Here is a 14,970-nt window from a genome sequence, read left to right on the forward strand (position 1 = left end):
TTTTAGTAGTAGACGTATCAATGCTAATTGGTCAGATTTTTTTAGAGTAACACCACTCGTTTCTTTAATTTTACCTTGCTGATGTACCAAACGAGCGATTGAATAGTTAGGATCATCATCATTAATCAGTCTATATTCATCTAGTACGCTGTATGGCGCTGGCATCTCGACTGCAGGAATATCTTGAAAGACATCCCAAAAGTTCTCGTAGGTAAATTCCATCTCACGGCCACCACGTATAATGTAGCCATTCTCAGCATTACCCGAGCCATCCATAGAGCCGCCTGACACCTCTAGCTGCTCTAAAAAGGTGATATTTTCTGCTGGTACTTTTCCATCACGAATGAAGTAGTAAGCACTAGATAATCCTGCGATGCCGCTACCGATTATATAAACTTTACTGTCTTTATAAGCGTCAGTTGGTCTACCAATATTACGTTGATAGTTACCTATTTTGTCAGCAAACGGCAAGGTGTTTTGTGGGTAATGGTGTGGATAAGCTTTACTAGCATCTGGCTGATGTGGAAAGCTGTTGATGGTTTTTTGTTTCTTATTAGTCTTTTTCATTATTATCTCCTTAGTGGGTTAAAAAGTCTTTTAACTTATTGTTGTGCTAAATAATATAGGCAGTGGTTGGTAGTGCCAAATAAATATAGGTAAATATCGTTGCTATATTGAACTATGCTGAAGAAACCGTACAAGTAAACTTGGTAAACTAAGCGTATTAATCGGAGTTTATCATGGTCAAGAAAATTAGAACTTATAGTGAAGAATTCAAAGCCGAAGCCGTCAAGAAGATATCAGACAACAACGGCAATATTTCAGCGACCGCAAAGCAGCTTGGTATCGCCATGCAAACCTTATCGAACTGGAACAACAAAGCTAATCAAGGCAAACTTGCAGGAACAGCTCAATACGATCCTGATCTTATGACGGCTCTTCAAGAAATAAAGCAGCTCAAGCGACAACTTAAAGTTGCCGAAGAGGAGCGAGAGATCCTAAAAAAGGCCACGGCGTACTTTGCAAAGCACAGTTAGTCAGGTACGCCTTTATCAAAGATAACCAGCACTTCTTTAGCATCACCACTATGTGCCGTGTGCTAAGTGTTAAGCCATCAAGTTATTACGACTGGCTGAGTCGTGATATCAGTGACCAACAGATACATCGTAATCAGTCTGAGCTACTGGTTAGGGCTGCTCACAGTGAAACTCGTGAGCGCTATGGTGTTGAGCGACTGCATGCAAAGCTCATAGAGCAAGGCCATGATATTAGCTTGTACATGGTCAGACGTATCAAAGAAGAACATGGCATCAAATGCCGTCGCCATAAACGCTTTAAAGTCACTACAGACTCAAACCATAATAAAATGGTTTATCCAAACGTGTTGGATCAGCAGTTTGATGCTAAGCGTCCTAATGAGTCTTGGGTCAGTGACATCACCTATATCTGGACAAATGAGGGTTGGCTGTACTTAGCAGGGGTTAAAGACTTATACACTAAAGAGCTGGTTGGCTATGAACCGCCCTGACTATATCGGTGAGTGGATTGCTTGAGTCAGGCAGCTTTGTCTGACTCAATAAGACTATCATAGTATCGTCTCTCAAACTCAAAAGACGGAGTATTTGTTTAATTGGGATTGTAGTTAAATCACATCCTAGCTACTCTAGTGAATGGTTATCTGTTTAAGCTGCATTTTTAATAAATATTTTTAACTAAATATTTATTAATTATTTGTATTAAATTGACAGTGTGTCTTCTGTTACTCTGTTTATGAGTTAGCAACTGAGCTGTCTATTTTTTAACTATAATTAATATAAGAGGTGATTATGAGCTTTACAGATACAGAACGTGTGATTTTAGCTAATCAATATGAAATTTTGGGTAAGTTAGGTAATGAACAAGCATACCTGCGGTGAACCAATCAGGTACTTTCACTGTTTCGGTACCCTAGTGAGGACTTGAATATTAAGCTATCCTCTATGTCCTATTCTCAATTGAGTTTTTATGTCTAATATACTAAGTAATGAACCTATAATACAATACGAACCACAGAGCCTACGTCCAATAGTAGCTACTATTGGAGTACTTTTTAAAGATGGAAAGGTGCTTTTAGTACGCCGTGCTAACCCACCCGATGCAGGTCGATGGGGTTTTCCCGGTGGTAAAATTGAACGTGGGGAAACTGTTAAAGATGCTGCCGTTCGTGAACTTTATGAAGAGACAAGCATTGTATCAAAAGCCTTTAAGACATTTAACGCTGTAGACGCGTTTGACTTTGATAGTAGTGGTAAGCTTCGTCACCATTTTGTTCTTGTAGCCGTACTTTGTATTTGGGTTTCTGGTGATCCTCTAGCAGGTGATGACGCCCTAGAAGCTAGATTTTTCGATATTGAAGATTTGATCAATGCAGATTTAGCCCTTAGCTTAGATGTTAAAGAAATAGCATTACAAGCAGCTGAGTTACTCTAAAAAGTAAGAAAGTTCGATGAGAGCATCCTATATTCTGTGTAACAGCTGTGTGGCTTTCATCAATAATTACACAAAATGTAGGATGCTCTCAGCTTTTCATGCTACCAGCCATCTGTTGGGCCAGTTTTTTAATGTCGTTTTGGTTAGTCATTGCTTATTCTCCAGTTAGTGGATTATAAGCAGTTACACAAAGTTTGGGAAACTCCCATTATCTGATTATGGCTATTTTCCCTTTTTTATTTTTCTGAAGGCGTTTATAATTTTTGACAGTTTTGCAATAACGCGTAGCCACCTTTAGATTTTTTTAAATCTAACAAAGAGTAGACCATTGAGTCTCCAAACACGCCATCATTAATAGTTCCTACGCTCAGTAAGTAGTTATTATTGGAGAATACTGGATTATTTTTTTTACTATATTGATCATCAAAGTTTAGCTGTTGTGAAATATTATCGTAAGTCACTGTCGCACTAGTTTTTTGGTTATTAAAGTGGTAGGTTACGCTTAGATTTTCGTTGCTATCACACTTGTAGTTGACGACATAATTTTGCTGGTTAGATGGTTGCTGCTGGTCAGTGATAAAGGCTTTCAAATTAAAGTTTTTTGCGGTGTTTGCATGCTTACGGGCATCATTGCGTGTTTGGCTTACGATAAGCTTATAATCCCCTGTATAAGGCAGGACTTGGAAATCACCAGAGAGTTCACTAGTTTTATTGTTATTTCCAAGATACAGTAACTTTAATACCACATCGTCTGATGTGTTTTGTCTTACTACTCTTAATACTTGATTAGCTTGTGCATGGAATATATATTCCTTTGTATCATAGCCAGTAATACTGCCCTTGATATCCAAAACTTGGGGGTTAGCAATATTACTGTGACTATTTTTATGAGAAGTCTCTACTGCATTAGTATACTGACTACTGTTATCAGGTGTTGTGTTACAGCCTGCTAAAGCAGCTATACACGACATCACAAATGCAAGGGCGAGTATTTTCTTTGATTTCATCTTAAAACCTTTCGTATTAAAAAATAATTGATTATTTTAACATCCAAAATAGTTGAGTTTATTGGTGTCGGACAAACTATATATTACATCCATATCTTCGAGTAGATTTTAGCTAGTACACAATAGACCAAAGCAAATCCAATGAAAAAACATAACAGATTAACACTCCACCCCAGTGAATGATATGTTCAAGCTAGTAAAATACGGCAAATATTCAAATATTATCCAATCAAGAATCCAAATAATCACGCACGGGGCGTTTATTAAATTGGCTAGCGTCTTTAATTTAGTTGACACAGAGTTTTGAACGCCCTCTTCTCTTATTATATTTAAAGGAAAAATTATGCGTTCTTTGCTTCTAACGACAATGTGCTTAACGGGCAGCTTAGCTCTAGTGGCTTGTAGTAACCATCGTGCCGACACCACGGATCTGAGTAAGCAGCCTACAATAGAAGCGCCGGTAGCGTCAGGGGCATTTACTGCTTTTGGAAACAAAGGGAAAATTTGGCGAATAGTGATTGAAGGAAATGAGCTAAGTATAGAGGCAAATTTCTTAAAGCCAACGACAGCAACAGTTACCGTGGTGGGTTCTGGTTCTGTCAATACTGAAGGTGTCGAATACGCGAGTACTGTCAATGGACAGCCTATTGTTGTGAATATAAAAAATAACCTTTGTATCGATGACAATGGCTATCAAAATGAATTTACTGCAATATTAACTTACGCAGGCAAAGCATATCAGGGTTGTGCCGTTGCCGGTGCAATAGAAATTGCGCCCACATAGCAGATAAGCCTAACCTATGAATAAACCATTGAAAAAATTTAGCCTAGTATTCTTACCATCATTTTTGTGGGTCGTATTAACTGGGCTAGGATTTGGCTCTCAAAGTCTATCTAATTTGATTGAAATTATAGGAATTTTTATAGTATCTGTGCTGTGTTTATTTATCCCAGAACGATTTATAAAATATCAACACCTTCTTCTAATACTCTTAATAATCACTGCCTTAGTGCGTTTTTTAACCCCATATATACCGGAATAATATTAAACCAGTTGGCTATCTGAACCGCCCCGACTATATCGGAGAGCGTTTTATTTGAGTCAGGCAACTTTGCCTGACTCATTAAGACTATCATAATATTGCTTTTCAAACTCAAAAGGTGATACATAACCAATCGTACTATGCATTATCATATGAATTACCCGCGTTCCAACAAAGGTAATAACGCCAGAATCAGACATCTTATCAGTATAACGAATAGATAAATACTGAACGCCTCTATCACTACGATGAATAACGTCTTTTGGGTTGTTTCTGTCTGCAATGGCTTGATTTAACGCTGCCATCACCATATCGATGTTCATACGATTAGACACCTTCCAGCCAACAATAATACGGACAAACACATCTATAATAAACGCAGTATACCCCAAGGGAACTAGTTATTTTGCCCTTCTAACCTATTAACAGACTACTTAAAACAGACTGTTAACATGGAACCATCTATAACAGACTTTTGAATTATAGGGCTGGTTGCTGTGCTTTTCTTCTATCAATAGACTATACCCAAAACATAAAACTTCTAAACGACAACCTATCTATCATTTGACTTTTATTTGATATTAAATGATAGTAATATCTTGCTATTATCAATGAACATCAATTATTAAGTCTAACTGATACAAAGAGGTATTATGACCGTTCGTATTTATGTGAGAGCCAGCACTAAGGATCAAGACGCTACTAGAGCATTAATAGATTTGGTTGCCTTCAGTAGCCGCTATGGTGATAGCTATGTTGATTACGTTGAGCACTTCAGTGGTACAAAGCTCGATAGACCAATCTTAGCTAAGTTGCTAAAGGACGCCGAGCAAGGCGATATTTTATTGGTTGAAAGCGTGGATAGATTAAGCAGACTATCTCAAGATGATTTTTCGATTCTAAAGCAGCGTATTAAAGATAAGGGCTTACGATTGGTGGTGGCTGATCTACCAACCACACATACGATGAGTGACGGTATGACAGGTGAGATCCTAAAAGTGATTAACGATATGCTGATCGATTTATTAGCGACCATGGCAAAGCTTGATAATGACAAGCGTAGAGAGCGCATTAAACAAGGATTGGCCAACAGTGGCTATAAACCCACTGGTAAGAAAGCCAATACCGCAAAACACAATCGTATTAAAGCATTGGCTAGTCAAAACAATATGACAAAAGAAGAGATCGCTAAGGCGGTTGGTGTTGGCGTAGCTACCGTTTATCGTGTCTTAAAGCAGGTCAATAGCTGAGGTATTTTAAATATCGACTCAACGTGACCTTTGGTCTTGATTTAAAGGCATCGCAACGTCATAAGAAAATCGTTTTAATGCAATAAGGCTTTATAATAATCATTATATTGCATTCATAATTGTTTTTGCGCAAAATGGCTTATCTATAATCGCTTGAGCCACTCATGATGAATACCCCTATCTCAGATCCTATTGGCGCAGCATGGCTTGTCCGTTATGCCAGCATAGAGCTGGTGTCCCCTTTATATGTCAGCAGTAGTATCGGTGGGCGCAGGCAAACCTATAAAGACGGTGACGTCATTCATAACGCTTATCAGGAAACCGCGCGTCCACTGGACACAATCATTGCGCACTTACAGTTTCACATGCGTCATGAAGTACTGAATTTAGAGTTACTGGTTCGTCTATTTGAGCAGATAGGGGCAAATGACGTGCAAGCATGGGTAAACGCTGAGCCGACAGGCAGCTATGCCCGTAGAATGGCTTTCTTGTATGAGTGGCTCATGGATAAGCATTTAGAGGTACCGAGTAATATAGGCGGTAACTATGTGGATGCTTTGGTTACCAAGAAGTTGGTTACTTCAAGTCCTTCGCAGGTCATCAAGAACGCTCGCTGGCGTATCAATGACAATCTAGCAGGAACCCGTCATTTCTGTCCGATGCTGGTAAAAACAGAGGCCTTTACGCAAGCAGCTGCACTCGATATTGCCACAATGGTTGACAAACTTAACGATGAATTTGGGCAAGACTTACTGATGCGCGCCTCCGTATGGATGACCCTACGAGAGAGTAAAGCCAGCTTTACTATAGAAGGTGAGGGAAAAGAGTTAAAACGCATTGAACGTTTTGCCGATGTGATGGCACGGCGTACCGGCACCGGTGACATTCCGCTTGATCCTGAATCACTAGCAGAGTTGCAACAAGAGATACTCGGTAGCAAAACGGTTATCCAGCAGTATGGTGTCCGTCAATCACCAGTTTTTGTGTCGCATACTCAGGTCAATGGCTTTAAAGAAATTGTGCATTATATTGCTCCACCAGCTGATGACATTGCTGATAAGTTAGAAGGATTACAGGTATTTATGGAAAAGACTGAGGGACAATCAGCACTGATGCGTAGTGCGGTTGCCTCCTTTGCCTTTGTATATATTCATCCGCTGGCGGATGGCAATGGCCGTGTACATCGCTTTTTAATTAATGACGTCCTCAGGCGAGACCAGGTCATTCATGAGCCGATTATCCTACCTATATCACAAGCCATTGCCGAGCATCCCTCAGACCGGCATGCCTATGATAAGATTTTAGACCGTGTCTCTGTGCCGCTCATGAAGCAAATCCGTGATCATTACAGCTTTGATAAACAGGCAGTTACCTACCCTGATGGTATTCGCTCAAACTTAAATTTTGGAAATACTCACCTGATTCAACCTGCATGGCGCTTCATGGATCTAACGCCTCACGTTCAGTACTTATCAGGACTGATTGCTCATGTTATTGAAAAAGAGATGCATAACGAGTCACAGTACCTAAGACAACATGACCATGCACGACTGGCGATAAAAGAGATTATTGAGATGCCCAACAGCTATGCCGATAGAATCATTCGTAGCATGCTGCAGAATAAGGGTGCTAAAAGTAATAAGCTATTGAAAGATTATCCGTTTTTGGCAAATGATGAGGTTTGGGACGATATTTTCTCTGTGGTTGTAGAGACATTTAAAGATGAAGCAAATGGTTTGAATAGTTAGAACAAACTCTGCTATACGCAGGAAAGTCTGCCTTAATAATCAAGCTCAAGCTAGTATTTGTGTCATCGTTACGATAATGATTCGTTTATAAAAGATTCGGCTAAAATACTGTCACCTGAAACGTAATCAATATTTTTCTTACTTAAACAGAATATATTAGAGGAACTTTGATAACAGACAATTTTTATTTGACAAGGTTATTACAGATCCTCAAAATAATTTTGAGTATTTGAGTATTTGAGTATTTGAGTATTTGAGTATTTGAGTATTTGAGTATTTGAGTATTTGAGTATTTGAGTATTTGAGTATTTATTTAGCTATACAGCTATCAAATGACGCGAGCACTTAGCTGTAGCTTGTATTTCAGAATAACTACGCCCAGATTTCAGAAGGCTAGCGATAATCTTACGCTTCTCGGTATCTTTCCTACGTCCTGAATATTTACTTTCTACCTTAGTACGAGAAATACCTTACATCTGACGGTTACGTCGATCTTCATAGTCCTTTCTAGCAATAGCAGCGAGCATATAAAGCATCATCGAATTGATGGCCTGTAATACGCTGCTCATAAATTCAATGCTGCTATCAGATTGAGGCGTTATATAAGAGGTCGGTAGCTCTTCTGATACTACCGCCAGCTTCTTTTCTAATAGCATTCTTTTGAGAGTATCCCAATCAGCTTGGTTTAAACGTGCTAAGCGGTCAATCTGCTCAACCAAATTATATCGCCTTCATGGGCATCATTTATCAGTTACATTAACTGTGGACGTATTAAAGTTGCGTCTGACTCGTTTTCAACATAGAAGGCGGCAATTTTGTGACCATGATCAGCAGCAAGCTATATGAGCTCACTTTTGGCACGCTTGGCATCTTGATCTTTGATTGGCGCTCTATGCTCTGATAAACATAAACACCTAAAATAGTCTGTTATAAGTAGTTCCATTATTGCAGTCTATTATAAGTAGACTATTAATTGATTAAGAGACCTGTTTTGATAGTGCCCCTGGGGTATACCCTAGGATAATAGGAAATCCATCGCGGATGACAAAACCTGTTTAGCTTTTAAACAATACGGGTTTGTCGATAGTATGTAAGATAAGTTCGAAAAGTGACTAGAGTGTTAGATTATTCATACTGGGTCTGAATTAAAATTTTATTGTGATTAATTTCTGCTCAATGTTATTCATTTGTCGCCATGATGAGTGATGGCGGCTTGTGATTTAGTTAGGAAAAATAATCTTGAGTAATAAGGTACGTTTGTAGCATTTGCAGCAGGGCTTGTTCTAGGCTTCTTTACTTACACTTTCCTGTAAATTCTTTTTTAGTAAATGATCGAATATAAACGGGCCAAAAGGTAAGAGTGAGCCGAGTACGCCCGCAGGTATTGCCCAAAGAGGCATTTTCATTTTGATAGCTGAGCCTATAAGTATTATGATATAGGTAATAAACAATATACCGTGTGCCATACCGATGTATTTCACACCTTCTGGAATGTCCAGCATATATTTTAGTGGCATGGCGATACAGAGCAATAATAAGAAAGAGGTGCCTTCTAGGTAGCCTATAATGGTAAGGCTTTTTAATGCGGCACTTTGTTTTTTTCTAAGATTATGTATTTGTTTGATAGTTAGCTGAGCATGTGACACTATATTATCCTTTTGTTATTTCAATAAATAATTTAGGCGGTATTCAATGTCTTTATAATAATGGCCCTGTCCAGAGCTTTGAAGTACTGGTTTTTGTCATCTACCACTTAGCACGTCACGCCTTCGTCTAGCCACTTCAAAATCATCCTGCGTTCACTCGCATACAATTATGCATTGGGTTTTGGGATATAGAATGAGAGAGTATTTGTATTAATCATATATCACCTTCCAGTTCGCATTTTTATAAACACACTTGAGTATAAAAAGTATCTTTCCGTATAGAGCAGCTATGACGCTAGTTCTTTTTATTTGTACTGATCAATATTCACTTGTTTATTCATTACGCTTACTTTCCAAAAATATCATATCAATTATAATCAACGCTACACCGACACAGACACCTATATCTGCAACATTGAAAATAGGATAATTCCAGACATCAGCATAATGCACATGGATAAAGTCAACCACTTTGCCAATTCTTAAACGATCGATTAAGTTGCCAATCGCACCGCCAAGCACTAAGGCCAACCCCATAGACAATAGCTTGGCTGTACGTGGCGCTTTGATTAAATAAATCGTTAAAAAGATAGCCATTACAAAAGCTAAGCCTGAGAAAAACCATTTCTGCCAACCGCCAGCGTCGGCTAAAAAGCTAAATGCTGCCCCATAGTTATAAGCGAGTGTCCAGTTGAGAAATGGTTCAATGACCGGTACGGGGTCATTGAACGCTAATTTGGTTTGGGCCAACCACTTAGTCCATTGATCAAGTATTAACACCATTATCGCCAACAAATACCAGATAAAAGCGCGACTGCCATTGGCAACCATTTTTGGCATTTTATCCAACTTACCTTTAGGTGTTATCGAGTTGCCTGAAGTCACGTACATAGCTTTAGGCGTATGATTCATGGTTTTAGAGTCAATCGATTGATGAGTACTACTCACAGCTATAGGTACTTTATTGTCAGCAATATTAGTACTAGCCGATTCAACGCTATTCAATTTAGTACTATCTAATCTGTCGGTAGATTCAGTCATAGTTGTTTTCTTTATCTGTGTTTATACAATGAACAATGTTAAACGTATATGTTTTTGGTATACGACTATTAATCGCGCCACTTTTATAAACGGCTCCACTTACCGCTCTGGTGTTATGAAACTTACGGTAATAATTTTTTATTAGGGAATCTGTTGATTGATTTCAACATTAACCTGAGTCTGTTCAGCGCTAATCACTATAGGATTACCCGATAAGTCGCCTGACTCTGCTATGGCATTACCGCTATGACTAATACGAGCAACGACTGCTAACTGAGTTTTGTCACTACGAGCTGAATTTAACGTGCGATCTGGCATCATCGCATCAAGATTGCTTAAGCGGATACTAGCCTCACCTTGCTTGATAATACTAATGGGTAAACGTTTGGCGGCAAACGGTGGACCTCCTTTAACGTCACGTATCGCAACAAACAACACATCATCAGCTTTCACTAACGGTAATAAATTAGCGTTAATTTTCACTGTCACGTCAATACCTTCTAGCGCTTGCTTTTCTTGCGTGCTAACGTAGTTGCTTAACTCATCTAAGCTTGCTAAAGCTTTAGTATGATCACCTGGTTTGGCCACAATGCTGCCTTGTAAGCGTTTAATCCAACCTTGCGCTTGGGCAAAGTTACTACTACGAGTCTCACCCATTGCCATGAGCATTTGAGCCCGTTCATGCTGCGGATTCTTAGCTAATATAGCTTGTAATACACGGCGAATATTGGCGTCTAACTGACCTTCATTAACGAAAAAGCTAGTCTGAGCATAAGTGGTGGCGATTTCTTCATTTTCAGGAGCTAAACGATAGGCACGAGATAAGGCTTCCAGCGCAGAATCAGTTGCCTCCATAGATAAGAAAAGCTCGGATAGGCGCATCCAGCGATTAGGATCATCAGCATTACGATGAACATTGGTTTGCATGGCGCTAATCAGTTGACGACCATCTTCAAACGCCCATGATGGCGGCTTGTCAATTTTAGCTGTCAATAGGTCGTCAGCCACTTGTCCTACTTTGTCCTCAGCTGTCCACAAATCAAACACGGGCGTACGATTGCCTATTAGTAAATACGCCATTGCAGCCAATATTGGGATCCAAGCTGCGACAATTAAACGGCTTTTGACATCAGGGGTGACCATAGGTGTTATCTGACGCTGCACATCTAATAGCTGACGCTCCAGTTCCAGCTTTTGATTTTGATAATGGCTATTATTAATAGTACCGCTGTCTTTATCTGTTTGTAGCTCAGCTAAACGTTCGCGAAATACTGCAACATTAATATCTAGCAGTTGATTGTCTATTGGTTTGGACTGCAAACGCGGTGCTCGTAGCCATGGCATAATAGCAATCAGCGCAAATATAAGAGCAATCAGCAAGCTTAGAGTTACAAATAAGCCAAAAGTAGAAAATAGAGTCATTTTTTGTCCTCTAGGCTAGTAATGTCGTGGTCGACACTCTCAGCTTGCGATAATAGACGATCAAGCTCAGCCTTTTCCGTAGAGGTCAAGGCAGCAGTACTGTTCACTGTGACGCCGCTTTGACCACGGGCAACAACTTGGCGACGCTTACTTTGCCAAAACCAACCAATAATTAAGACGAGCAATAATAGTGGTGGAAAAAACCATAGGATCCATGTTGATGGTCGCATAGGCGGCTTGTAGCTAATAAAGTCACCGTAGCGCTCTTGCATATAGACGCGTATTTCAGCATCACTACGTCTATCTTTAATTAAATCATAGACTTTTTGCTTTAGATCCTGTGCAATCGGTGCATCAGAGGCTGCAAGGTTTTGATTTTGGCATTTTGGGCAGCGAAACTCTTCTATTAATCCACGATACTGAGCTTCTTGCTGTGGTGAGTCAAAATCGTATACGTCAATAGCTGCGTTTGCCGTCATGTTAAGCAGACACGCTAGTATTAAGCTTGCTAGTTTTAAAACTATATTGGGTTTTAGTTGAGGAGCTCTTATTCGAGTAACGTTCATTTGCACATCTCCTCAACCTGAATGAGATCAGGACTATCGTTGTTCTTATTAGCCTTATTAAGTACTGTCAGGCACGGCTTAACACGCTGTTGCCAATTGGCTTCATTAATCTCACCAACAATATGCTGACGAATGATGCCATCTCCATCCACAACAAAGGTTTCGGGCGCACCAGTTATGCCTAAGTCTAGAGCAAACTGACCCAATGAATCCTGAATAGACATAGAAAATGGATCACCGCCTCGGTTTAAGTAACTGAGCGCATTACCAATCTCATCCTTATAATTCACACCAACGATATCAACGCCGCGCTCTTCTAGTTGCATTAAAAACGGATGCTCAATAACGCAAGTTGGGCACCATGAGCCCCAAACATTAAGTAAAAACGGCTTATCCGGCAAATTATCATTGGTGATAGTACGGGTAGTATCTGCTAATAACGGCAGCTCAAAGGTAGGAACCGGACGCTCAAGAGCGGTATTGGTCACAATGTCTGTTGGTTTACCTAAGCGCATGTACAATATAACTACCAAACCAAAAAAGAGGATAAGCGGAATTAAGAACCATAGCTTCGTCTGCTTTTTTTTCATTGTCTTTGGGTTACGCTGCTTACTGTTTTGGCTATCTTTTTGCTCAGGAGTATTATTCGACATAGTCATTTATTTCTCCTTTAGTGTCGACATCGTCGATACTGAGATTGCCTGCTCAATAGCTACCTCATTGACTCCATAAGTAGCCAAACTACCAGTAACTAGCAACGGAGCTTTAATTTTTTTGATGCGGTATCGTTTATCAAGCATACTAATTAATCCACCTAGAGCCATGATAATTGCCCCTAACCAAATCCAGCGAATTAATGGTTTTACATAAATCCTTAATGCCCATTGGTTACTACCATCGGCAATAGGTTCGCCCAGTGCGACATAAACATCGCGCATAAGACTGGGGTCAATAGCAGCTTCAGTTGTTGGCATCGTGCTGATAATATAAGTACGCTTTTCTGGAGTCAGTTTCGCCACTTCACGACCGTCTTTGGATACCACCACTTGCGCTTGCGTTGCATCAAAGTTACTACCCTTTATTTCAAAAAATTCAGTTACTTCAAAATCGTAACCTTGAACATTGACTGTATCGCCAATACCCATTGCTACGTCACGCTCAATACTCAGGCTACTAGTAAAGGCTATGCCAATGACAGCAACCAATACGCCAATATGAGCAGTCTGTTGACCCCAATAGCTAAGACGCAGCTGACGCAGACCTTTAAAGAAATTAGGGGCGTTCTTGGTTTTGTCTCTAAAGTCAACGATCATCCATAGCAGTACCCAAAAGCTCACCGCTAAAGTCACGCCAATATTGAACATAGCAGATGGACTGGTAAAGTAGGCGATAATAGCAGCCAATACGATACTACTAGCGGCAATGGCGATACCCACCCCTAGTAACGGACGCTTATCTTGTTTCCAGCGAATATTAGAGCCCATACCCATAGCGATTAACAACAGCCATGTCAAAGGCACAAACAGCGCATTGAAGTATGGAGGCCCTACAGATACCTGACCGAGACTAAAGGCATCAGCGATAATAGGATAGAGGGTGCCGAGCAGCACCACTAAGGTTGCAATCAAAATGATGGCGTTATTGATCACTAAAAAGGACTCACGTGAAATCAGCTGATATTGACTTTCAACGGTTAAACGCCAACCGCGAACGGCAAACATTAATAGACCACTACCGATGATAATGCCAAGAATAGCTAAGATGACCAAACCACGCGTCGGATCAGCGGCAAACGAATGCACTGAGGTAAGGACTCCAGAGCGTACCAGGAACGTGCCAAGCAAGCTTAAGGCAAAGGCGAAAATAGCCAGCATGATGGTCCATGCTTTAAACACCCCGCGCTTTTCAGTGACTGCTAATGAATGCAGCAATGCTAAGCCGACAAGCCAAGGCATAAACGAGGCGTTCTCTACCGGATCCCAAAACCACCAACCGCCCCAGCCAAGCTCGTAGTAGGCCCACCACGAGCCCAGTGCAATACCAATGGTCAAAAATCCCCAAGCCGCGAGCGCCCATGGACGTGACCAGCGTGTCCAAGCAGCATCTAAACGCCCTTCCCACAATGCCGCCATACAAAATGCAAAAGGCACTACCATACCCACATAGCCCATATATAACATGGGCGGATGAATAATCAGACCGAAATCTTGTAGGACAGGATTTAAATCAGCGCCATCGACCGCTAGATTGGGTAAGGTACGCTCAAACGGTGACGAGGTAAATATCAGCATTGTTAGCATCATTAACTGTACACCGGCCAAAATAACTAATACCCGCGCACGCATTGATAACGGCAAGCCGCGACTAAAGTATGATACCAGTGCACACCATGTGGCCATGATGGTCATCCATAGCAGCAAAGAGCCCTCGTGTCCGCCCCATGTCGCCGATAACTTATAGTACCAAGGCAACAGCGTATTGGAATGCTGCGCGACGTAACTGAGGCTAAAATCATTATAATAAAAACCTGCTATCAAAGCGCCAAATGACGTTATCATGGCGGCAAACTGTGCCCAAGCTAAGCTAGGGGCTAGTCGTTGCCAAGCAACTTGGTTACGAATAACACCAATAGTTGGCAGAATTACCTGCAATAACGCCAATACAAAAGCGGTAAGCAAGGCAAAATAGCCCAATTCTGTAATCAACATACGGTCTAACCTTATTTACTCTAATGCGGTTGCAGTTTACTGTAGCGGTGGAATTTTTATTATTAGAACC

13 protein-coding genes and 2 pseudogenes are annotated in these 14,970 nt (G+C 40.5%); 5 read left to right on the forward strand and 10 right to left on the reverse strand.

Features of this window, described 5'->3' with window-relative positions:
- A partial coding sequence (locus JFC05_RS10960; RefSeq protein ID WP_198336910.1) for an oleate hydratase occupies positions 1–567 on the reverse strand: 567 nt, incomplete at its 3' end.
- A 173-nt stretch (positions 568–740) separates the two neighbouring features.
- On the opposite strand from JFC05_RS10960, the pseudogene JFC05_RS10965 reads away from it, so the two are divergent.
- Both JFC05_RS10965 and JFC05_RS10970 read left to right on the forward strand, forming a co-directional pair.
- Positions 741–1,516, forward strand: a pseudogene (locus JFC05_RS10965) (IS3 family transposase); the annotation flags it as partial.
- Between the two features lie 488 nt (positions 1,517–2,004).
- Positions 2,005–2,469 carry an NUDIX hydrolase gene (locus JFC05_RS10970; protein WP_007115209.1) on the forward strand — a complete coding sequence of 155 codons (465 nt, stop codon included), beginning with the start codon at positions 2,005–2,007 and terminating at the stop codon, positions 2,467–2,469.
- Between the two features lie 254 nt (positions 2,470–2,723).
- Here JFC05_RS10970 and JFC05_RS10975 read toward each other — a convergent pair whose 3' ends face one another.
- Positions 2,724–3,476, reverse strand: coding sequence for an ACP-like domain-containing protein (locus tag JFC05_RS10975; RefSeq protein WP_011954800.1), 753 nt, complete (start codon positions 3,474–3,476; stop codon positions 2,724–2,726).
- Between the two features lie 343 nt (positions 3,477–3,819).
- On the opposite strand from JFC05_RS10975, the gene JFC05_RS10980 reads away from it, so the two are divergent.
- Positions 3,820–4,260: a hypothetical protein gene (locus tag JFC05_RS10980; protein WP_110817436.1), complete on the forward strand. Its 441-nt coding sequence runs from the start codon at positions 3,820–3,822 to the stop codon at positions 4,258–4,260.
- A gap of 461 nt (positions 4,261–4,721) precedes the next feature.
- On the opposite strand, the pseudogene JFC05_RS12980 reads toward JFC05_RS10980, so the two are convergent.
- A pseudogene (locus tag JFC05_RS12980) lies at positions 4,722–4,905 on the reverse strand (DDE-type integrase/transposase/recombinase); the annotation flags it as partial.
- Between the two features lie 267 nt (positions 4,906–5,172).
- Between JFC05_RS12980 and JFC05_RS10990 the strand changes: the two are divergent.
- Both JFC05_RS10990 and JFC05_RS10995 read left to right on the forward strand, forming a co-directional pair.
- Positions 5,173–5,769, forward strand: a complete 597-nt coding sequence (locus JFC05_RS10990) for a recombinase family protein (protein WP_114701980.1) — start codon at positions 5,173–5,175, stop codon at positions 5,767–5,769.
- Between the two features lie 164 nt (positions 5,770–5,933).
- Positions 5,934–7,517, forward strand: coding sequence for a Fic family protein (locus JFC05_RS10995; protein WP_198336912.1), 1,584 nt, complete (start codon positions 5,934–5,936; stop codon positions 7,515–7,517).
- Between the two features lie 470 nt (positions 7,518–7,987).
- Here JFC05_RS10995 and JFC05_RS12990 read toward each other — a convergent pair whose 3' ends face one another.
- The 7 genes from JFC05_RS12990 to JFC05_RS11030 all read right to left on the reverse strand — a co-directional run bounded on the left by JFC05_RS12990 (position 7,988) and on the right by JFC05_RS11030 (position 14,900).
- Positions 7,988–8,236, reverse strand: coding sequence for a recombinase family protein (locus JFC05_RS12990; RefSeq protein ID WP_228706492.1), 249 nt, complete (start codon positions 8,234–8,236; stop codon positions 7,988–7,990).
- A 564-nt stretch (positions 8,237–8,800) separates the two neighbouring features.
- Positions 8,801–9,163, reverse strand: a complete 363-nt coding sequence (locus JFC05_RS11005) for a DUF3817 domain-containing protein (protein WP_058023733.1) — start codon at positions 9,161–9,163, stop codon at positions 8,801–8,803.
- Positions 9,164–9,496: 333 nt separating this feature from the next.
- Complete coding sequence (gene lspA / locus JFC05_RS11010; protein WP_037026031.1) at positions 9,497–10,204, reverse strand: signal peptidase II; 708 nt, start codon at positions 10,202–10,204, stop codon at positions 9,497–9,499.
- A 141-nt stretch (positions 10,205–10,345) separates the two neighbouring features.
- Positions 10,346–11,626, reverse strand: a complete 1,281-nt coding sequence (ccmI, locus tag JFC05_RS11015) for a c-type cytochrome biogenesis protein CcmI (RefSeq protein ID WP_025643930.1) — start codon at positions 11,624–11,626, stop codon at positions 10,346–10,348.
- Entirely contained in the window at positions 11,623–12,105 is a 483-nt protein-coding gene (locus JFC05_RS11020) for a cytochrome c-type biogenesis protein (protein ID WP_020443538.1), read from the reverse strand. The genes ccmI and JFC05_RS11020 overlap by 4 nt, the downstream gene beginning before the upstream one ends.
- 83 nt (positions 12,106–12,188) lie before the next feature.
- Positions 12,189–12,851 carry a DsbE family thiol:disulfide interchange protein gene (locus tag JFC05_RS11025; RefSeq protein ID WP_011513682.1) on the reverse strand — a complete coding sequence of 221 codons (663 nt, stop codon included), beginning with the start codon at positions 12,849–12,851 and terminating at the stop codon, positions 12,189–12,191.
- On the reverse strand, positions 12,852–14,900 hold the full coding sequence (locus tag JFC05_RS11030; RefSeq protein ID WP_025643925.1) for a heme lyase CcmF/NrfE family subunit: 2,049 nt from the start codon (positions 14,898–14,900) through the stop codon (positions 12,852–12,854). It lies immediately after the preceding gene.
- Positions 14,901–14,970 lie beyond the last annotated feature (70 nt).

Source organism: Psychrobacter celer (assembly GCF_016107555.1).
Taxonomy (GTDB): Bacteria; Pseudomonadota; Gammaproteobacteria; order Pseudomonadales; family Moraxellaceae; genus Psychrobacter; species Psychrobacter celer.

Bases quoted from the DNA above. Each gene is read 5' to 3' on its own strand.
- JFC05_RS10970 (WP_007115209.1), top strand. From the start codon at position 2,005: ATGTCTAATATACTAAGTAATGAACCTATAATACAATACGAACCACAG.
- JFC05_RS10975 (WP_011954800.1), bottom strand. From the start codon at position 3,476: ATGAAATCAAAGAAAATACTCGCCCTTGCATTTGTGATGTCGTGTATA.
- JFC05_RS10980 (WP_110817436.1), top strand. From the start codon at position 3,820: ATGCGTTCTTTGCTTCTAACGACAATGTGCTTAACGGGCAGCTTAGCT.
- JFC05_RS10990 (WP_114701980.1), top strand. From the start codon at position 5,173: ATGACCGTTCGTATTTATGTGAGAGCCAGCACTAAGGATCAAGACGCT.
- JFC05_RS10995 (WP_198336912.1), top strand. From the start codon at position 5,934: ATGATGAATACCCCTATCTCAGATCCTATTGGCGCAGCATGGCTTGTC.
- lspA (WP_037026031.1), bottom strand. From the start codon at position 10,204: ATGACTGAATCTACCGACAGATTAGATAGTACTAAATTGAATAGCGTT.
- ccmI (WP_025643930.1), bottom strand. From the start codon at position 11,626: ATGACTCTATTTTCTACTTTTGGCTTATTTGTAACTCTAAGCTTGCTG.
- JFC05_RS11020 (WP_020443538.1), bottom strand. From the start codon at position 12,105: ATGACGGCAAACGCAGCTATTGACGTATACGATTTTGACTCACCACAG.
- JFC05_RS11025 (WP_011513682.1), bottom strand. From the start codon at position 12,851: ATGACTATGTCGAATAATACTCCTGAGCAAAAAGATAGCCAAAACAGT.
- JFC05_RS11030 (WP_025643925.1), bottom strand. From the start codon at position 14,900: ATGTTGATTACAGAATTGGGCTATTTTGCCTTGCTTACCGCTTTTGTA.